Raw genomic sequence first — 18,423 nt, 5'->3', positions numbered from 1 at the left:
CGTCGGCCCCGGCCCGGGTACCGGGCCCGTTGCCGGGCGGGGCACCCGGGCCGGGGCCGACGTGCGCCATGACGGGTGTGCGCCATGACCGGCGTACGCCATGAGCGGTGCGTGCCATGGCCGTCGTGATCCCTACCCGCGCGGGGCCCGGATCCCCCCGAGCCGGGGACCTGTGGCTCGCGTCCGCCGGGCGACGGCCGAAAGGCCGCTCAGGACCAGTGCGCCACCGCGTCCAGATGGGGCAGCCGGTGGTCGAGGCGCTCCCGCTTGGTGCGCAGGTAGGTGATGTTGTTCTCGCACGGCTCGATCAGCAGGGGCACCTCCTCGGCGACCTGGATGCCGTTGTCCACGAGCGCCTCGCGCTTGCGCGGGTTGTTCGACATCAGCCGCACCGAGCGCACGCCCAGGTCCCGGAGCATCTCGGCGGCCACCTTGTAGTCGCGGGCGTCGACCGGGAAGCCGAGCGCGACGTTCGCCTCGACGGTGTCCAGGCCCTCGGCCTGGAGGGCCATCGCCCGCAGCTTGCCGAGCAGGCCGATGCCCCGGCCCTCGTGTCCGCGCAGATAGACGACTATGCCGCTGCCCTCGGCGACGACGGCCCGCAGCGCGGACTCCAACTGGTCGCCGCACTCGCAGTGCTGGGAGCCGAAGGCGTCACCGGTCAGGCACTCGGAGTGCAGCCGGGTCAGAACGCCCTCGCTGCCGATCTCGCCGTAGACCAGGGCCACTTGCTCGTCGCCGCGGTCGTGGTCGAGGTATCCCACGGCCTGGAATTTGCCGTACACGGTGGGCAGCGGCGCGTTCACGACGCGTTCCACTCCGGTGCGCTGCGAGGTCTTGGTGCCGAGTACGCCGATGTTCTCTGTCATGATCTGATTCCTAAGCGGAGACGAAAGGCCGGGACAAGATGAGTGGTTCGGAGATGAGGACGGCGGCGTACGGTCCGCTGCCCGCGGACACCACCGAGGACGTCCGGGCCCGCGGGGCCGGTGCGGCCGTCCAGGTGGCGGTGCTGCCCGTCGGCAGCTTCGAACAGCACGGTCCGTACCTGCCGTTGGCCACGGACACGCTCGTCGCCTGTGCCATCGCCCGGGAGATCGCCGAGGCATACCCGGTGCACCTTCTTCCGCCGGTGACCATCGCCTGCTCGCACGAGCACGCGGCCTGGCCTGGGACCGTCAGCATCTCCTCCGTGACCCTTCACGCGGTGGTACGGGACATCGCGGCGTCGTTGCGCCGCTCGGGCGTCGAGGCCCTGGTGCTGGTCAACGGACACGGCGGGAACTACGTCCTGGGCAACGCGGTCCAGGAGTCCTCCGCCCGCGGTGAGCGGATGGCGCTCTTCCCGGCCCCGGAGGACTGGGAGGCGGCGCGGGAACGGTCCGGGGTGGAGACCTCGCTGCTGACCGACATGCACGCCGGGGAGATCGAGACCTCGATCCTGCTGCACGCCCATCCCGAACTCGTCCGGCCCGGCCATGAGTCCGCCGATTTCGTCGCGGACGACCGTCGCCATCTGCTCACGCTGGGAATGTCCGCCTATACCGATTCGGGCGTCATCGGCCGTCCTTCCCTGGGGTCGGCGGAAAAGGGGAAGGAACTCCTGGCGAGCCTCGCGGATTCCTTCGGGACGTATTTCTCGCTGCTGACCGCGGATGCCGCGAACGTCTCGAACGCCTCGAACGTCTCGATCGCCTCGGGAGACGGCACCGTTTCCGCGTAGGCCGGCTCGGCGGTTCCGGCCGCGGCGTCGGCGCGCAGGCCGGTGTACCAGCGGACGACCAGGACGGCCAGGCCCGGCAGCGCGGCCACGAAACTCAGCACGCCGTACACCACGGAGACCGCGAAGCCGGTGCCCGCGCCGAGCCCGGCGGCGCCGAACGCCCAGGCGGTGACGCCCTCCCGAGGACCCCAGCCGCCGACGTTGAGCGGCAGGCCCATCGCGAGCAGCGCGAGGACCGCGATCGGCAGCAGGGCCGGCACGGAGGCGGTGGAGCCGGCCACCCGGGCGGCCACCACGAACATCCCGAGGTGCCCGGCCAGCACGACCAGGGACGACAGCGCGACCCCGGGCCCGTTGCGCCGGGACAGCAGCCCCTCGCGGGCCTCGGCGAGCAGCGCGCGGACCCGGCCGCCGCGGGCCGGTCCGGCCGAGCCGTTCATCCGGACCGCGAGGACGACGGCGAGCGCGCCCGCCCCGGCCAGCAGGACGAGCGGGGCGAGATGGCGCACCTCGTCCATCACCGGGGACGGCAGGGTGAGCAGCACCCCCGCTCCGGCCACGGCCAGCGCGATCTGCCCGGCCGTGCGCTCCAGCACCACGGCCCGCACACCGCGGCCGACGTCACCGGCGCTCTTCCCGTGCCGCACGGCGCGGTGCACGTCGCCGAGGATGCCGCCGGGCAGGGCCGCGTTCAGGAACAGCGAGCGGTAGTAGTCGGCGACGGCCGGGCCCAGCGGCAGCCGGATCCGCAGCCCGCGCGCGACCAGTGCCCACCGCCAGGCGCTGAACACGGTGGTGACGGCGCCGATGCCGAGCGCCACGAGCAGCGTCGGCCCGTCGATCCGGCGCAGTCCGTCCAGGAAGACGCCGGTGCCCATGCGCCACAGCAGGACGGCGAGGATGACCACCCCGGCGACCGTCCCGCCGTGGGTGCGCAGGGCGCGGGAGGTGAGCAGCCGGCGCAGCGCGGACGGCGCGGTCTCGGGCCGTCGTACGGCGTCGGCGGCGACGTCGGCCGTGTCGGCGGCGTCCGCCGTGCCGGACCACGCCAGGGGTGCCGTCGGCTCGGCCCGGGCGCCGACCGTGTCGGCACTCATCACGCGCCGCCCTTGGGCCGGGCGAGGGCCAGCAGGTCGCTGTGGTGGACGGCGACCCGCAGTTCGCCGGCCGCGCAGGCGGCGAGCCGCCGCTCCAGGTACGCCTGGGCGCGCTCGGCGAGTTCGGGGCGCTGCTCGACGGCCGCGCCGACCCAGCCGCGCAGCCACTGGGCGGTCAGGGCGGCGTGCTCGGGGCCGAGCCGCCAGGCGCTGGGGTGCACCTTGACGGTGGCGCCGTGCGCGCCGAACGCGTCGCAGGCCGCGCTCACCGAGTCGGGGCCGAGCAGTCCACCGCGCCGCTGGTGGTCGTTGAAGGCCGCGGCGAGTTCCTCGTCCAGCGGGTCGGGGGTGGCGAACTCGACGCGCCCGGCGACCGACAGGGTCAGCAGGGCGGGGCAGCCGGCGCCCGCGCAGGCGGCGGCGAGCGTCTCGACCTCCTCGCGGGTGAGGACGTCGAGCAGCGCCGACGCGGTCACCAGGGAGGCGCCGACCAGGGCGTCCGGGGTGAGCCGGGCGACGTCGCCGCGCCGGGTCTCCACGGTGACCCGGCTGCCGTCGGCGGCGGCGCGGGGCGAGGCGACGGCCGCGAAGTGCAGCAGGTAGGGGTCGCGGTCGTGGAGGATCCAGTGCTGGGGGCCGTCCAGCCGGGGGGCGAGCCAGCGGCCCATCGAGCCGGTGCCGCAGCCCAGGTCGTGGATGGCGAACCCGCCGCTGCGGCCGGGCAGGTTGGCGAGCCGGATGCGCAGCGGGTCCAGCAGGTCCAGGGCGCGTGCCGCCGCGTCGGCGGGCTCGCGCAGTTCGAGCCACTCGGGCGCGTACCGGGGCTGTTCCTCGTCGTCGGTCTCGCGCAGCCGGACGGTGGGGCGTTCGCCGGGGCGGGCCACGGGACCGGCGCCCGCGATCACACCGTCGGGGTCCTGCGGGCCGGGCTGGCCCGGGATGCCGCCGATCCGGCGGGCCAGGTCCGCGGGGGTCGCCGTCGTCTTCCTCATGCCGCCCTCCGGGGCTCGCTGGGGAGCCGGCTCAGCACGCCGGCCAGGCTCTGGGCGGTGGACGCCCAGCCGTTCAGGGCGGCCCGGCGGCCGCGGGCGGCCGCCTTCAGCCGCCGTCGGACGTCCGCCTCGCCGAACCAGCCGCGCAGTTCGGCGGCGAGGGCGGCCGGGTCCTCCGGCGGGACGAGGATGCCGGGCACTCCGCCGTCGGGGGCGCGGCCGACGGCCTCGGGCAGCCCGCCGACGTCCGTCGCGATGACCGGGATGCCGCGGGCGAGGGCCTCGGTGACCGCCATGCCGTAGGTCTCGGCGTAGGACGTGAGGACCATCAGGTCGGCGGCGGCGTAACTGGCGTCCAGTTCGGCGCCCGCCTTCGGGCCGGCCAGCTCCAGCCGGTCCTCCAGGCCGTAACGCCGGATGAGGCCGCGCAGATGGGCGACGTACTCCGGGTCCTGGCCGAGGCCGCCGACGCAGACGCAGCTCCACGGCAGGTCGGTGACCGTGGCCAGCGCCTCCACCAGACGGTGCTGGCCCTTGCGCGGGGTCACGGCGGCCACGCACAGCAGCCGGGAGACGCCGTCGGTGCCCGAGGCGAGCGGGGCGATGTCGGCGCCGGGCGCGGCGACGTGCACCTTCTCGGGGGCGAGGCCGTGGTGGGCGACCAGTCGGCGGACCGCCCACTCGCTGGTGGCGATCACGGCCGGGACCGCGCGGAGCACCTCGCGCTCCTTGGCGTCCAGTTCGGCCGCGACCTCGCGGGCGAGGCCCGTCTCGTCGCCGAGCGGGAGGTGGACGAGGACGGCGAGCCGCAGCCGCTCCGCCTCCGGGACGATGATCTCCGGGACACCGCAGGCGACGAGGCCGTCCAGCATGACGGCGGCGCCGTCGGGCAGTTCCCGCAGGGTGCGAGCGAGTTCGGCGCGGGCGGCGGCGTCCGGGCGGGGCCAGGCGCCGGGCACCGGGAGCTTGTGGACCTGCCAGCCGAAGCCGGGCAGGTCCAGGCAGACGCGCCGGTCGTAGGCGTTGCCGCCGCTGGGGTTGGCCGGGTCGTCGACCCCGCCGGGCAGGACGAAGTGCACGGAGCGCAGGGACATGGGGATGATGTCACCCGTCTTGGGAACGGCCGCTTGGGCGGGAACGTACGCGAGCGGCGTCTTGACCAGGGTCACGTCGGTCACAGCGCACGCTCGTAACTCGCCCAGGCGATGTGCGACTCGTGCAGGGTGACGGAGAGCGCGGAGATGCCCCGGGCGCCCTCGCCGAGCGCGCCCTTGTGGATCCGCTCCGCGAGCCGGTCGGCGACGGCCTTCGCCAGGAACTCGGTGGAGGTGTTGATCCCGGCGAACTCCGGCTCGTTGTCGAGGTTGCGGTAGTTCAGCTCGCTGACGACCGCTCCGAGTTCCTGGCTGGCGAGTCCCATGTCGACGACGATGTTGTCGTCGTCCAGCTCCTGCCTGCGGAAGGTCGCGTCCACCAGGAACGTGGCTCCGTGGAGGCGCTGCGCGGGTCCGAAGACCTCACCGCGGAAGCTGTGGGCGATCATGATGTGATCGCGGACGGTGACACTGAACAACGGACGACCCTCCAGGTGCGGCGCGTCTGGTCCTCCGGCACGGGACCGCCGGGGGATGCCGTGTAGTACGGCTCCCCGCTGCCCCGTGTTCAGCCGGATCTCACTCTTTTCTCAGGTCAGGCGCTCGTGCCGGCGCACGGTCAGGCGCTGGTGCCGTACCGCACGCGGTGGCAGAGGGCGGGGACCTCGCCCGACGCGAGCCGGGGCATCACTTCCGGCAGCTCCTCGAACGCGCTTTCTCCGGTGACGAGTGCGTCGAGCGCCGGATCGGCGAGCAGCTCCAGGGCGAGGGCGAGCCGGTCGGCGTAGGAGCGGTTCGCGCGGGCCGGGGAGACGGTGCCGACCTGGCTGCTGCGGATGACGAGGCGGCGGGAGTGGAACGCCTCGCCGAGCGGGAGGCTCACCTTCCGGTCGCCGTACCAACTGAGTTCGAGGACGGTGCCCTCCGGGCTCAGCAGTTCCAGGGAGCGGGCGAGGCCCTGCTCGGTGGCGCTCGCGTGCACGACGAGGTCGAGATCGCCGAGCGCGTCCGCGGGCTGCGCGAAGCCGACGCCGAGCGCCTCGGCGACCTTCGCGCGGGCCGGGTCGGCGTCCACCAACTGCACGCGGACGCCGGGGAAGCGGGCCAGCAGCGCGGCCACCGAGCAGCCGACCATGCCGCCGCCGACCACCGCGATCCGGTCGCCGACCAGGGGGCGCGCGTCCCAGAGCGCGTTGACGGCCGTCTCCACGGTGCCGGCGAGGACGGCCCGCGCGGCGGGCACGGTGTCGGGGACCGGCGTCACGGCGGTCGCGGGCACCACGTACCTCGTCTGGTGCGGGTAGAGGCAGAAGACCGTCCGTCCGACGAGGTCGTCCGGACCTTCCTCGACCAGCCCCACGTTCAGATAGCCGTACTTCACGGGGGCCGGGAAGTCGCCCTCCTGGAACGGCGCCCGCATCACGGCGTGCTGGTTCTCGGGCACCCCGCCGCGGAAGACGAGGGTCTCGGTGCCGCGGCTCACGCCGGAGTACAGGGAGCGGACCACGACCTCGCCCTCGGCCGGGTCCGGCAGGACGACGTCCCGGATCTCGCCCTGTCCCGGCGAACTCAGCCAGAACGCACGTGCCGCACGGTTCATCGTCGTCCTCCTGAACGATCCGCGAGTGGTGCACGTACCGAGGTGTGCACAGGTCGCGCACAGTACGCGGCCTTGATCGACTCTGTCACCTGGCCGGAGGATGTGCGGTGGCCCTGAACAACACTTACGACGCAAGGCTGGTCCAGCAGGAGACCGCTGTGGGAGCGGGCGTACAGATCCTGGTGCTGGCCCTGCTCGGCTCGGCGATCGGACTCGGGACGGCGGGCTGGATCACCGGCCTCGTCTTCGCGGTCGCCCTGTGGGCCTCGCTCTCCCGGGCACTGCACCGCTCGCAACTGCGCTCCTTCGGCCCGGCGAACCGGGTCACCCTGGGACGCGCCACGCTGGTCGGCGGGGTGACCGCGCTGGTCGCCGACTCCTTCGAGAGCGCACCGCCGGTGACCCTGCTGGTCGGTCTGACCGCGGTGGCGCTGCTGCTGGACGGTGTCGACGGCAAGGTCGCCCGCCGCACCGGCACCTCGACCGCCCTGGGCGCGCGCTTCGACATGGAGGTCGACGCCTTCCTGATCCTGGTGCTCAGCGTGTACGTCTCGATGGACCTGGGCCCGTGGGTCCTGCTGATCGGCGGCATGCGGTACGCGTTCGTCGCGGCGGCCCGGGTCGCACCGTGGCTGAACAACCCGCTCCCGCCGAGCATGGCCCGCAAGACGGTCGCCGCGCTCCAGGGCGTCTGCCTCCTGCTGGCCGGCGCCGGACTGCTCCCGCACGCCGGCAACCTCGCCGTCGCCCTGCTGGCCCTGGGCTCCCTCCTCTGGTCGTTCGGCCGCGACGTCCTGTGGCTGTGGCGCACGACGCGCACGGCTCAGACCGAGGACCCCCTTCCGATGGACACGAAGATCCTCGAACTCGAACTCGCGTAACCCTCCCCACCCCATCGAAGGGCCCGCACCGCACCACGGGTACGGGCCCTTCGGGTTGTGCCGGGAGCGCGTCGCGCTAGTCGGAAAGTCGGAAAGAGCGGCAGCGGCAAGACCACGCCTGACGGACTGTCTGTCCCTTCCCCGCCTCGCCACGGCCCCGGGTACCGAACCAGTCGGCGGAACTTCGGGACTGCTGGACAGTGAAGTTGCCTAGCAGTGCCGCACGCAGTCTGCCCACCAGGTCGACCGGGGAGCGTTCCGGGAAGCGTCGAAGTCGAAGGTCCGGACAGGGAACGGAACGGTGGCGGGGATTGTCCGATGCCCCGTCGTGATCATCGGGCGTACAACCCCGTGTGGATGCCGGCTGTCTTCAAGGCGCCGGAGGCATGAGCCTCCGGCGCCTTTCCGTGCAGATTGGGGATCAGGTGGGGAAACAGGTCTGGAGAGTCGTCGTGGCCGGATGTGCGGCGGCGGCGTTCACGACCGTGGCCGCGGCGCCGGCCGGGGCGGCCGAGGGCGGGGTGTCGTTCTCCCGTGTCCAGGTGAACGGCGGCAAGCCGATTGTGATCGGAGTGTCGGAGGTCGCGGTGCCCGCCTCCTTCCGGATGACGACCACGCACAAGTGGAACTATCCGGCGGTGTTCCTGTACCGCAAGGGGGCCGACCGGCTGTGGCACGCCATCGAGACGAGCGACTGCATCAAGGTGAAGTCGGACGTCTGCGACTTCAACGAGACGATGTACTTCGACCCGAGCGTGTGGGACATGCGCAACAGCGAGGCCGGGGCCTGGAAGGTCGGAGCCGAGGTGTACTTCAAGGGCGGCGGTGCGGACGTCGACGACAAGGGTCTGACGGTCCAGGTCAAGCGCAACTCCCGCCTCACCGTCAACGCCTCGCCCGAACCCGTGGCCAAGGGCAAGACCATCACGGTGACCGGAAAGGTCACCCGGGCCAACTGGGAGACCAAGAAGTACGGCTCCTACGGAGGCCGCCTGGTGGGCCTGCAGTTCAAGCCTGCCGGCGCCACCTCCTACACCACGGTGAAGAAGGTGTACTCGAACGGCTCGGGCAACCTCAGGACAACCGTGAAGGCATCCAAGACGGGCACCTGGCGCTGGGCGTACAACGGCAACACCACCACCGGACCGTCGACGTCGTCCGGGGACCACGTCGTGGTGAAGTGATGACCGCGGTGCCGACGGGCCGGCGCGCGCGGCGCCGGCGGTAACGGCTGCGACGGCCCAGGGCGTCGGGTCCGCCACGATCGGCGAACCCGACGCCTTGCGTCCTGACCGACCGAGACGGGCTCAGCCGCACCGCGGAGCCGGGGAACTCATGCACGTCCGTCATGGAACTCAACTCCCCCACAACCACGCTCAATCCTCAGATGAGCCCCCAGCGGTCAGCCCGACACCCCGCGAGAGGCGGCAGGGACACGGAGCCGGCCGCTACCCCGCGCCCGCCGCGTCGAGAAGGCGCACCAGCTCCTTCCTGCGGTAGCCGAGGAGGGACGCGCGGTGGGCGGCGGTCAGGAGGAGGTGGGCGATGATCTGGGCGCCGTAGCCGTTCTTGTCGGGGTCGAGCCATTCGCCGGGGTCCTCGATGCCGAGGCTGTTCATCACGAGGCCGTGCTCGCGGCGGATCTCGGTGACGGTGTGGGACACCGCGTCCAGGAGGGTGCGGCCCGGCCGCTCGCATTTCAGCGCGAAGCCGCCCCAGTCGACGGGCTCGCAGCCGCTGGGCGGGCGGGTGCGCAGGCCCTCGTACTGCTCGTGGCCGAAGCCGGTGTCGCCGAACTCGTCGTGCATCAGGGTGAAGCGGTGGGGCATGGTGTGCTCCCCGGCCGCCTTCTCGGTGTCGGTGTCGATGTCGTTTCGCTGTGCGTGCGGTCCCATCGTGCTGCCCCCGTGGTCGTCCGAAGCGGGAAGATCCCGTCACAGGGGCCAACGGTCCGGTGCCTTCCCGCGTGCCCGTCGGCGGGCTTGTCACCCGAACGCGTGAGCACGTTTTCTTCACGGTTCGCTGCAACCTTTTCCACATCACAAGAGTCCGCGTCTACACGCACGCGGATCTCCTCAGGTTCTGCCCTTGTCCCTGATCACGGCCGCACGCCGCCCCACGACGACAACCCGCACCCTGAGCGAGACCCACTTGATCGACAGCACCACCCCTCCTCCCTCCCCGGCGGAGACCCGCACCGAACGCCGCCGCCTGATCGAGGCCATCCGCGCCCTGCGCCGCCTCCTCGACAAGCGCCGTGCCTTCGAGGCGGCGGACCGTCGCCGGTTGAACCGCGAGGTGCGCGACCGGCGCCGGGCGGAGGCCACCGAGGGCAGGGCCCTTCAGCGCATACGCGAGAAGCTGGCCCGTGAGGAGCGTTCGCTCACCCGTCGGCTGAACGGCCTGGACGGCAGGCGCGACAGCCAGGAACGGCGCGCCCTCGCCGTCCTGCGCCGTGAGTCAATCGAGCGCGCTCTCACCAGCACGCACCTCAAGGCGAGCGAACTCAACGGCATCGGCAGCGGGCTGATCCGCGACCTCGGGGCGCACGGCATCCGCACGGCTGCCGACTTCAAACGGGTGAGCTGGGGCAAGGCCCCCAACGGCAAGGGCGGCGAAGTCCTCTACATCCACCGCACCCGCGGCGGCAAGGTCCACATCAACGGCATCGGCGAGCATCGGGGCCGTCCCCTCATGGAGTGGCGCCGGGCCGCGCTCGCCCGTGCCGAGGCCCGCGCCCCGCACGTGCTTCCCCCGGACGAACGCCACCGCATCGCCGAGATCATCGAGGCCGAACGCACCCGCCTCCGCGCGGAACTGGCCCAAGCGCCTCTCACCGCCGAAGCCGCCCGCGCCGAGGCCACGCGCCTGCACGCCGAAGCCGTCGAGCGTCTCACCGCGGCCGAGCGGGAGGCCGCCGGTCGCGCCGCGGAACGCCGGGCCGAGTTCGACGCCATGGCCGAACAACTCGTCGTCCTCCAGGCCGAACTGGCCGTCCACATGAAGCGGTACGGAGACGTGGGCCTTCGCGCACGCCGCGCCCAGTCACGTGCGCTCCGTCCCGCCCCGGCCTCCCTCACGTCACCCGACGCATCCGCCGTCAGCCCCGCCGCCCCATCCGCACCCGGTCTCCGCGCGAGCCTCGGCTGGTTGCTGCCCATCGTCGGCTTCGGGTTCGTGTCCGTCGTCGGGGTGGGGGAGTTGGGGGACGAGACGGCTCCCGTGTGGCTCAGGATCGTCTCCCGGCTCCTCGCCCTGGCGGCCACCGCGGAGCTGCTCCGGCTGTGGATCCCGCGCCGCCGGTGGCGGACCGCCGGTGCCATGCCCCAGGGGACGGGGTTCCAGGCATCCGGGATGTTCCTCTCCCTCGGCGCCGCCGGCATGTTCGCGGCCGAGGAGTCCGGCGTCCTCCTCCCCGCCTGTGTCGCCGCCGTCCTCGCCGTCCTCCTCCTGCTGGCCGGAACCGGCCATCGCATCAACCCAGCACAGCCCGCCCAAGGAGCCGCCGTATGACCGAGAACACCCCCGACAGACCGCAGACGGACGCCGCCCCGGAGCCGACGCCCGAGCCGACCTCGGACCCGACGGCGCCCACTGCCCCGGCCTCCGTACCGGCTCCGGCCCCGGCACCCCAAGCCGAAGCGATACCCGCGCCCGCGCCCGCACCTGCCCCGACCCCGACCCCCACCGCCGTCCCCCAGGCCGCCTACCCCACCGCTCCCCCGCCCGCCTACGCCGGCACGCCCTACCCCGCGGCCCCCTACCCACCGGTCCGTGTCGCGCCCGCGCCCAAGGGCTCCCGCAAGGGTGTCGTCGTCGCGCTCGGTGTCGTCGCCGCCTTGCTCGTCGGTGGGGGAACCGCCTGGTGGGTGCTGGGCGGTGACGGGGACGCGATGAGTCATGTCGAGGTGTCCGGCGGGAAGCTGACGGACAGTGAGAACAGCCTGCTCGACGAGGGCGAGGAGTGCGACGACTCCGACGAGTACACGTACAACGACTGCGACGCGACCACCGCGTACGAGTTCGTCTACAAGATCACGAACAAGGGTGACGAGCCCGCCAACTACGCCGTGATCGTCAACGGTTTCGACGAGGACGGCGACTTCGTCGGCCAGGCGTACTTCAGCGCGACACACCTCCGCCCCGGCCGAACCGATGCCGACACCGGGGAGTTCGACGAGTACGTCGAGTTGGAGGACGACCACACCCTGGCCGACATCGAGACCATCAAGGTGGCTCATGTCGAACGGGTCGCGCTGGCCAACTGACGTGCGGGGCCCGCCCCGAGCGGGGCGGGCCCCACGTCATCCAGCGCCTCTCACCCCTTCTGCTCCACCCGCACCCAGTCCACCTCCGCCCGCACTCCCCCACCCGCGATGCGGTCCACGCTGGACTGGGGCAGGCCCCAGTACGGGGTGGTGACCTTGTTCCAGCCGGCCGGGTAGGCGCCGCCGAGGGCGAGGTTGAGGATCACGTACTGGTTGTGGCCGAAGACCCACTGGCCGCGCGTGGACTCCAGTTTGTTGCGGGTCGTCTCCTGGACGAGGCGGTCGTCGACGTAGAAGCGCATGCCGGTCGGGGTCCACTCCACGGCGTAGGTGTGCCACTGGTCGGCGCGGCCGCCGTTCGGGTAGGTCTGGCGTTCACCGATGTTGCCGTCCGCGGAGTAGCCGGGGCCGTGCAGGGCGGTGCTGGTCCAGTCGGCGTAGCCGATGTTCTCCATGATGTCGGTCTCGCCGGAGGCGGGCCAGGACACGGCCGGGTCGTCGACGTCGCTGCCGAGCAGCCAGAAGGCGGGCCAGAAGCCGTCTCCCACGGGGAGCTTCATGCGGGCGCTGACCCGGCCGTAGGTGAAGTCGAAGCGGGTGTTGGTGTCGATACGGCCGGACGTGAAGTCGTAGGTGCCGCCGCCGGCCTGGGTGCAGCCCTTGCAGTGCTTGGCCTCCAGGATGAGGTTGCCGCCCTCGGTGCGGATGTTCTGCGTGGAGTCGACGTACGCCTGTGACTCGCCGTTGACCGGGCCCATCTCCGTACCGGTGCGCACCACACGCCACTTGGAGCGGTCGAGGGAGGCGCCGGTGAAGTCGTCGAAGAAGGTGGTCCGGTAGCTGCCGGACTGTTCGCCGGGCAGGGCCGGGTAGGCGGCCGCGGCGCTGCCGCCGGTGCCCCAGACCTCGAACTCGTAGAGGGAGTAGCCGAACTGGGCCGTGGCGGGGGCCGGGTTGTAGAAGGAGCGGCGTTCCTTGCCGAGCATGCGGACGTAGCGGCCGGTGACCGGCTGGGGCAGCCGGATGCTGTCGTGCCGGCCGACCGCGTCGCCCGGGGACTTGACGTCGGCGCGGCGGGCGGCGACCTCGGCGGCGGAGGGGCGGTGGACCGTGCGCCAGGTGCGGTTGTCGTCGGAGACCTGGAGTTCGTAGTCGACGGCGTAGGCCGCCTCCCAGTACAGGTCGACGGTGTCGATGGTGGACGGGGCGCCCAGGTCCACCGCGATCCAGCGGTCCTTGTTCCAGTCGCTGGACCAACGGCTCACGTCGTCCTTGAGGTTGGCCGGGCGGCCGCCGTCGGTGACGAACGCCGGGGAGTTGCCCGCGTGCTGGTAACGGTCCGCGTAGGCCGGGTGGTTGAGGGCCAGGTTGGCGCGGGTCGTGGCGGCGGGGGCCGGTTCGCCGCCGTAGACCTTGAAGTTCCACAGCGAGTAGCCCCAGGGGGTGCCGCGTTCCAGGCCCCGCAGCCGGATGTAACGGCCCGTCACTTCCTGGGGGTAGGTGTGGGCGGTGACCGAGCCCCCGGTGCCGGCGGTCTCGGTGTAGAAGGGGGTCCAGTCGGTGCCGTTCTTGGAGACCTCCAGGACGTAGCGCTTGCCGTAGGCGGCCTCCCAGTCCAGGACGACGCGTTCGACGCGGATGGTCGAGCCGAGGTCGACGCGCAGCCAGGCGTCGTCGGCGAAGTTGCTCGCCCAGCGGGTGGCGCCGTTGCCGTCGAAGGCGAGGCCGGGGGTGGTGCCGGGGTTCTCGCTGCCGGAGGCGGTGACGGCCGCGGGGTTCACGGCGTACGCGGCGGCGGCGCGGTCGGTGTCCCAGGCGGCCGCCGCGGCGGCGGGCCCGGCGGCGGGTTCGGCCGCGGCGGAGAACGCGGTGGCGCCGGCGAGCAGGGACAGGGTGGCGAGGGCGCTCACCAGAGCGCGGGTGGGCATGCGGCGGGTGGGGTCGGGCATGCGGCTCTCCTTGGTCGCGAGGCGCGGGCGTGGCGGGCCCGCACCACGGCATGGATATGACGTGCACCTGACAGTTCAGAAGTTGAATCGACAGTTCAGAAGGTGAATCCACGGTCCGGAACGTGGATCGATGGCGCCTCCGTGACCGGCGGGCTCCCGCACCCACCGGCCACGGAGGCCGTCTCTCAGGCGGCCTTGCGCACCCCTTCGCGGTGCCTGCGGACGATGTCCGCGTAGTGCCGCCCGGTGCCCTTGATGGTCCGGGTCTGGGTCTCGTAGTCGACGTGCACCAGCCCGAACCGCTTCTCGTAGCCGTACGCCCACTCGAAGTTGTCCAGCAGCGACCAGGCGAAGTAGCCGGCCAGCGGGGCGCCCCGGCGGGCTGCGGAGGCGCAGGCGGCGAGGTGGGAGGTCAAGTACGCCTGCCGCTCCGGGTCGTGCACGGTGCCGTCGGGGCGTACGACGTCGGGGTAGGCGGAGCCGTTCTCGGTGACGTAGAGCCGGCGGGCCCCGTACTCGTCGGTGAGGCGCATCAGCAGCGCCTCGATGCCGCTCGCGTCCACCTCCCAGTCCATGCCGGTGCGCGGCACGTCGGGCTTGCGGACGGAACGGGCGTAGGGGGCGGGGCCTTCGGGGTCGTCGGTCACCGTCACCGGGAAGTAGTAGTTGAGGCCCAGCCAGTCGAGCGGCTGCGCGATCGTCTCCAAGTCGCCCGGCTTCTCGGGGAGTTCGACCCCGTACAGCTCCCGCATGTCGGCCGGGAAGCCGCGGCCGTGCACCGGGTCGAGCCACCAGCGGTTGGTGTGGCCGTCGACGCGGCGGGCGGCGGCGAGGTCCTCGGGGCGGTCGCTCGCGGCGTGCACGGTGGAGAGGTTGTTGACGATGCCGATCTCGGCGTCCGGGGCGGCGGCGCGGATGGCCTGGGTGGCGAGGCCGTGGCCGAGCAGCAGGTGGTAGCTGGCGCGGACGGCCGCCGTGAGGTCGGTCAGACCGGGGGCCATCAGGCCCTCCAGGTGGCCGATCCAGGCCGAGCACAGGGGCTCGTTGAGGGTGGCCCAGTGGCCGACCCGGTCGCCGAGCCGTTCGGCGACGGCGGAGGCGTACGCGGCGAAGTGCTCCGCCGTGTCCCGCTCGGGCCAGCCGCCGCGGTCCTGGAGCACCTGCGGCAGGTCCCAGTGGTAGAGCGTGACGGACGGGGTGATGCCGGCGGCGAGCAGCGCGTCGACCAACTCGTCGTAGAAGGCGAGGCCCTTGGGGTTGACCGGGCCGTCGCCGCCCGGCACCACGCGGGGCCAGGCCACCGACAACCGGTAGGCGTTGACGCCGAGTTCACGCATGATGCCGATGTCGTCGCGCCAGCGGTGGTAGTGGTCGCAGGCGATGTCGCCGTGGTCGCCGCCGGCGGTCTTGCCCGGGGTGTGCGCGAAGGTGTCCCAGATCGACGGCGAACGGCCGTCCTCCGCCACGGCTCCCTCGATCTGGTACGCCGAGGTGGCCGTGCCCCACAGGAAGTCGTGCGGAAGTGCGGCGAGGTCGATGGTCACGTGATGTCCTTCGTGGTCAAGGGAGCCGGTCACTTGACGGCTCCGGCCGTCAGCCCGGCGACGAGATAGCGCTGGAGGAGCAGGAAGCCGGCCACCACGGGCACGCTGACGACCAGCGAGGCGGCCATGATCTGGTTCCAGTAGACGTCGTTGAGGGTCGAGTAGCCCTGGAGTCCGACGGCGAGCGTGCGGGTGGTCTCGTTGGTCATGACGGAGGCGAACAGCACCTCGCCCCAGGCCGTCATGAAGGCGTAGACCGCGACGGCGACGATGCCGGGGATCGCGGCGGGCACCACGACCCGGAAGAGCGCGCCGAGCGGCCCGCAGCCGTCGACCAGCGCCGCCTCGTCCAGGTCGCGCGGCACCGAGTCGAAGTACCCGATCAGCATCCAGATCGAGAAGGGCAGGGAGAAGGTGAGATACGTCAGGATCAGTCCGCCGCGCGAGCCGAACAGGGCGATGCCGGTGGCGTTGCCGATGTTGACGTAGAGCAGGAAGAGCGGGAGCAGGAAGAGGATGCCGGGGAACATCTGGGTGGACAGCACGGTGACCGTGAAGACGCGCTTGCCGCGGAAGTTGTAGCGGCTGACGGCGTAGGCGCTGAAGACCGCGATGACCACCGAGCAGACCGTCGCCGCGCCCGCCACGATCAGCGAGTTCACGAAGTAGCGGGCGAGCGGGACGGTCGACCAGATGTCGATGTACGGACGGATCGTCAGTTCGCTGGGCAGCCAGCGGAATTTGCCCGTGACGTCCGCGAGGGGCTTCAGCGAGCTGGAGACCATCACGTACACCGGGATCAGCACGAAGCCGGTGAGCAGGGTGAGGAAGAGCCGCCGCGTCCACAGGAAGGAACGCGGGGGCGCCATGGGCGAGTTGCGCGGCACGGTCGCCGTCGAGGGTTCAGGCATCGGCGGGCCTCCGTCCGCGCGAGGTGAGCGCGAGGTACACCCCGGTCACGGCCAGCAGGAAGAGCAGCAGCAGGACGGACATCGCGGAGCCGGCGCCGAAGTTCCAGGTGACGAAGGACGCCTGGTAGATGTGGACCGAGATGAGGTCCGCGGCCTCCGGGGCGGCCTTGCCGAACAGGACGTACGGCGTGTTGAAGTCGTTGAACGTCCATAGGAACAGCACCAGGACGAGGACCTGGTTGACCGGGCTCAGCGACGGCAGGGTGATGCGGCGGATCTGCTGCCAGATCCCGGCGCCGTCCAGGGCCGCCGCCTCGTACAGCTCCCGGGGGATGTTCTGCAGGCCGGCCATCACGATCAGGAAGGCGAACGGCCAGCCCTTCCACACCGATACGGTCAGCAGCGCCCAGAAGCTGTTGTCGCCGATCAGCCAGAACGACGGCTTGTCGGTGATGCCGAGCTGGTCGTGCAGGACGTGGTTCACCAGGCCGTTGTCGTGCTGGAACATGAACACCCAGGTGATCACGGCCGCGTAGACGGGCAGCGCGTACGGCACCAGGAACAGGGCCCGCAGCAGACCGCGGCCGCGGAAGGTGTCCTGCATGAAGATCGCGGCCGCGGTGCCGATCAGCCAGCACAGGCCGACCGAGAGCAGGGTGAAGGCGACCGTGACGAGGAACGAGTCCAACAGGGCCTCGCCGACGGGGGCGTTGAAGTCCACCGACAGCTTGTAGTTGTCGAGCCCCGCCCAGGGCGCCGTCCCCCAGTCGCGGATGTAGAACTGGGTGAGCTCCTTGAAGCTCATCACGATGCCGATCACCATCGGCACCAGATGGACGAGGAGTTCGAGGACCAGGGCGGGCAGGAGCAGCAGGTACGGCAGTCCGATCCGCCGGATCCGGCCGGGCCTGCGGCCCGGGGGTGCGGCCTTGACCGGGCGGACGCCCGGCCGGCCGCGTTCGATCGTGGTCGTCATCACGCTGCCGGCATCTGCTGCTGGGCCTTCTCCAGCCGCGCCTTGACCGACGCGGTGGTCACGGCGCGTCCGGCGGCCGCATCGGCGAAGAGTTCCTTGACGGCCGTACCGACGGCGGTCTCGAACTGCGACTCGTCGGCGACCTGGGGCAGGGCGGCGGCGCTCTTGGCGAGGGTGTCCTTCAGGACGGCCGTGGCCGGGGAGTTGAAGGCGGCATCCGTCTGGGCGGCGGCGACCGGCGGGATGGAGCTGTAGGCCGTGTTGAGGATCTTCTGCTCCTCGTCGCTGGTCATGAACTTCACGAACTTGGTGGCGCCGTCGAGGTTGTCGCTGTTCTTGAAGACGGAGATGTTGATGCCGGCGACCATGGAGTTGACCTGCTTGCCGGTGCCGGGGGCGCCGGACTGCACGGGCACCGGCGCGATGCCGTAGGCGTCCTCGCTCATGCCCTGGGACTTGAGGTTGGCCGACGCCGACTGCCACAGCAGCATCGCCGTCTTGCCCTTGGCGAAGTCGCTGACGGACTGGTTCTGCGCGTACTCGGCGTTGCCCACCGGTATCGCCTTGTCCTTCGCCATCAGGTCGACGTACTGCTTGACGGCCGCCACCGCGCCATCGGAGGTGAAGTCGGGCTTGCCGTCGGCGGTGAAGAAGTCCGCGCCGTGCTGCTTGGCGAAGGTGAAGACGTGGTGGACGTTCTCGGAGACGTTCGCGCCCTCGGCGCCCAGCACCTGCTTGCCCTTGGCCTGGATCTTCTTGCCGTCGGCGACCAGCTCGTCCCAGGTGGCCGGCGGCTTGGTGATCCCCGCGTCGGCGAAGATCTCCTTGTTGTAGTAGAGCGCGTAGGCCATCGAGTACAGCGGCACCGCGGCGGGGTCCTTGCCCTCGGCGCCGGTCGAGCCGAGCGCGGAGGCGACGAAGCGGTCCTTGCCGCCGATCTTGGCGAAGTTGGCGTCGTCCCACGGCAGGAGCGCGCCGGTGGCCTGGAGGGAGGCCGACCAGGTGTTGCCGATGTTCAGCACGTCGGGGCCCTGGCCGGACGTCGTGGCGGTGAGGATCCGGTTGAGCAGGTCGGACCAGGGCACGACCTCCAGCTTGACCTTGATCCCGGTCTGCTTCTCGAACTTGTCCAGCTCGGGCTGGAGCACCTTCTTGTCGATCTCGATGCTCGCGCCCTGGTTCGAGGCCCAGTAGGTCAGCGTCTTCGGCGAGTCGTTGGAGCCCTCGCCGTCGGTCGAGGACCCGCCTCCGCAGGCCGTCGCGGCCAGCGCGAGTGACATGACGACGGCGCCTGCGGCCGCGGCTCGGATGGTGCGCATGGGTCGGCTCCCGGTTGTGATCAGGGCTTAATTTAGGACGTGAGTTAAACCCCCGAAAGCGGTCGCGTC

16 protein-coding genes and 1 pseudogene are annotated in these 18,423 nt (G+C 71.7%); 5 read left to right on the top strand and 12 right to left on the bottom strand.

What is annotated here, in order from left to right:
- Positions 1 to 209: 209 nt before the first annotated feature.
- Positions 210 to 869: a GTP cyclohydrolase II gene (gene ribA / locus AFM16_RS31745; protein ID WP_030789396.1), complete on the bottom strand. Its 660-nt coding sequence runs from the start codon at positions 867 to 869 to the stop codon at positions 210 to 212.
- A gap of 38 nt (positions 870 to 907) precedes the next feature.
- On the opposite strand from ribA, the pseudogene AFM16_RS31740 reads away from it, so the two are divergent.
- Positions 908 to 1,567, top strand: a pseudogene (locus AFM16_RS31740) (creatininase family protein); the annotation flags it as partial.
- Here the strand turns inward: AFM16_RS31740 and AFM16_RS40670 are convergent.
- From AFM16_RS40670 to AFM16_RS31715, 5 genes are all read right to left on the bottom strand, one after another.
- Complete coding sequence (locus AFM16_RS40670; RefSeq protein ID WP_078635889.1) at positions 1,540 to 2,820, bottom strand: lysylphosphatidylglycerol synthase transmembrane domain-containing protein; 1,281 nt, start codon at positions 2,818 to 2,820, stop codon at positions 1,540 to 1,542. The pseudogene AFM16_RS31740 and the gene AFM16_RS40670 overlap by 28 nt on opposite strands.
- The gene (locus AFM16_RS31730) at positions 2,820 to 3,812 is read right to left on the bottom strand and encodes an SAM-dependent methyltransferase (RefSeq protein WP_107419186.1); all 993 of its coding nucleotides are present in this window, start codon (positions 3,810 to 3,812) and stop codon (positions 2,820 to 2,822) included. The genes AFM16_RS40670 and AFM16_RS31730 overlap by 1 nt, the downstream gene beginning before the upstream one ends.
- Positions 3,809 to 4,990, bottom strand: a complete 1,182-nt coding sequence (locus tag AFM16_RS31725) for a glycosyltransferase family 4 protein (protein WP_030789383.1) — start codon at positions 4,988 to 4,990, stop codon at positions 3,809 to 3,811. Before AFM16_RS31725 ends, AFM16_RS31730 begins: the two co-directional genes overlap by 4 nt.
- Positions 4,987 to 5,385 carry a 6-pyruvoyl trahydropterin synthase family protein gene (locus tag AFM16_RS31720; RefSeq protein WP_030789380.1) on the bottom strand — a complete coding sequence of 133 codons (399 nt, stop codon included), beginning with the start codon at positions 5,383 to 5,385 and terminating at the stop codon, positions 4,987 to 4,989. The genes AFM16_RS31725 and AFM16_RS31720 overlap by 4 nt, the downstream gene beginning before the upstream one ends.
- A gap of 140 nt (positions 5,386 to 5,525) precedes the next feature.
- Positions 5,526 to 6,506 carry a zinc-dependent alcohol dehydrogenase gene (locus tag AFM16_RS31715; RefSeq protein ID WP_078635887.1) on the bottom strand — a complete coding sequence of 327 codons (981 nt, stop codon included), beginning with the start codon at positions 6,504 to 6,506 and terminating at the stop codon, positions 5,526 to 5,528.
- A 107-nt stretch (positions 6,507 to 6,613) separates the two neighbouring features.
- On the opposite strand from AFM16_RS31715, the gene AFM16_RS31710 reads away from it, so the two are divergent.
- Both AFM16_RS31710 and AFM16_RS31705 read left to right on the top strand, forming a co-directional pair.
- The gene (locus AFM16_RS31710) at positions 6,614 to 7,387 is read left to right on the top strand and encodes a CDP-alcohol phosphatidyltransferase family protein (protein ID WP_030789376.1); all 774 of its coding nucleotides are present in this window, start codon (positions 6,614 to 6,616) and stop codon (positions 7,385 to 7,387) included.
- A 425-nt stretch (positions 7,388 to 7,812) separates the two neighbouring features.
- Positions 7,813 to 8,571, top strand: coding sequence for a hypothetical protein (locus AFM16_RS31705; protein ID WP_030789373.1), 759 nt, complete (start codon positions 7,813 to 7,815; stop codon positions 8,569 to 8,571).
- Between the two features lie 264 nt (positions 8,572 to 8,835).
- Here AFM16_RS31705 and AFM16_RS31700 read toward each other — a convergent pair whose 3' ends face one another.
- Complete coding sequence (locus AFM16_RS31700) at positions 8,836 to 9,282, bottom strand: hypothetical protein (RefSeq protein WP_245177849.1); 447 nt, start codon at positions 9,280 to 9,282, stop codon at positions 8,836 to 8,838.
- A 193-nt stretch (positions 9,283 to 9,475) separates the two neighbouring features.
- Here AFM16_RS31700 and AFM16_RS31695 point away from each other — a divergent pair, with 193 nt between their 5' ends.
- Positions 9,476 to 10,900 carry a coiled-coil domain-containing protein gene (locus AFM16_RS31695; RefSeq protein ID WP_078635885.1) on the top strand — a complete coding sequence of 475 codons (1,425 nt, stop codon included), beginning with the start codon at positions 9,476 to 9,478 and terminating at the stop codon, positions 10,898 to 10,900.
- Positions 10,897 to 11,655 carry a hypothetical protein gene (locus AFM16_RS39545; RefSeq protein WP_167797284.1) on the top strand — a complete coding sequence of 253 codons (759 nt, stop codon included), beginning with the start codon at positions 10,897 to 10,899 and terminating at the stop codon, positions 11,653 to 11,655. Before AFM16_RS31695 ends, AFM16_RS39545 begins: the two co-directional genes overlap by 4 nt.
- Positions 11,656 to 11,705: 50 nt before the next feature.
- On the opposite strand, the gene AFM16_RS31680 is transcribed toward AFM16_RS39545, so the two are convergent.
- From AFM16_RS31680 to AFM16_RS31660, 5 genes are all read right to left on the bottom strand, one after another.
- On the bottom strand, positions 11,706 to 13,583 hold the full coding sequence (locus AFM16_RS31680) for a discoidin domain-containing protein (RefSeq protein ID WP_179123395.1): 1,878 nt from the start codon (positions 13,581 to 13,583) through the stop codon (positions 11,706 to 11,708).
- Positions 13,584 to 13,789: 206 nt separating this feature from the next.
- Positions 13,790 to 15,148, bottom strand: coding sequence for a GH1 family beta-glucosidase (locus AFM16_RS31675; RefSeq protein ID WP_030789362.1), 1,359 nt, complete (start codon positions 15,146 to 15,148; stop codon positions 13,790 to 13,792).
- Positions 15,149 to 15,177: 29 nt separating this feature from the next.
- A complete protein-coding gene (locus AFM16_RS31670) occupies positions 15,178 to 16,017 on the bottom strand; it encodes a carbohydrate ABC transporter permease (protein WP_030789359.1) in 840 nt (279 codons plus the stop codon).
- A 34-nt stretch (positions 16,018 to 16,051) separates the two neighbouring features.
- Entirely contained in the window at positions 16,052 to 17,035 is a 984-nt protein-coding gene (locus tag AFM16_RS31665; protein WP_030789357.1) for a carbohydrate ABC transporter permease, read from the bottom strand.
- A complete protein-coding gene (locus AFM16_RS31660) occupies positions 17,035 to 18,354 on the bottom strand; it encodes an ABC transporter substrate-binding protein (RefSeq protein WP_030789354.1) in 1,320 nt (439 codons plus the stop codon). Before AFM16_RS31660 ends, AFM16_RS31665 begins: the two co-directional genes overlap by 1 nt.
- Positions 18,355 to 18,423 lie beyond the last annotated feature (69 nt).

Source organism: Streptomyces antibioticus (assembly GCF_002019855.1).
In the GTDB taxonomy this organism is placed as follows: Bacteria; Actinomycetota; Actinomycetes; order Streptomycetales; family Streptomycetaceae; genus Streptomyces; species Streptomyces antibioticus_B.
The sequence above is the reverse complement of the archived record's forward strand: the minus strand, read 5'-3'. Positions and strand labels throughout refer to the sequence as shown.

Bases quoted from the DNA above. Each gene is read 5' to 3' on its own strand.
- AFM16_RS31665 (WP_030789357.1), bottom strand. From the start codon at position 17,035: ATGACGACCACGATCGAACGCGGCCGGCCGGGCGTCCGCCCGGTCAAG.
- AFM16_RS31680 (WP_179123395.1), bottom strand. From the start codon at position 13,583: ATGCCCACCCGCGCTCTGGTGAGCGCCCTCGCCACCCTGTCCCTGCTC.
- AFM16_RS40670 (WP_078635889.1), bottom strand. From the start codon at position 2,820: ATGAGTGCCGACACGGTCGGCGCCCGGGCCGAGCCGACGGCACCCCTG.
- AFM16_RS31660 (WP_030789354.1), bottom strand. From the start codon at position 18,354: ATGCGCACCATCCGAGCCGCGGCCGCAGGCGCCGTCGTCATGTCACTC.
- AFM16_RS31730 (WP_107419186.1), bottom strand. From the start codon at position 3,812: ATGAGGAAGACGACGGCGACCCCCGCGGACCTGGCCCGCCGGATCGGC.
- AFM16_RS31670 (WP_030789359.1), bottom strand. From the start codon at position 16,017: ATGGCGCCCCCGCGTTCCTTCCTGTGGACGCGGCGGCTCTTCCTCACC.
- AFM16_RS31715 (WP_078635887.1), bottom strand. From the start codon at position 6,506: ATGAACCGTGCGGCACGTGCGTTCTGGCTGAGTTCGCCGGGACAGGGC.
- AFM16_RS31700 (WP_245177849.1), bottom strand. From the start codon at position 9,282: ATGGGACCGCACGCACAGCGAAACGACATCGACACCGACACCGAGAAG.
- AFM16_RS39545 (WP_167797284.1), top strand. From the start codon at position 10,897: ATGACCGAGAACACCCCCGACAGACCGCAGACGGACGCCGCCCCGGAG.
- ribA (WP_030789396.1), bottom strand. From the start codon at position 869: ATGACAGAGAACATCGGCGTACTCGGCACCAAGACCTCGCAGCGCACC.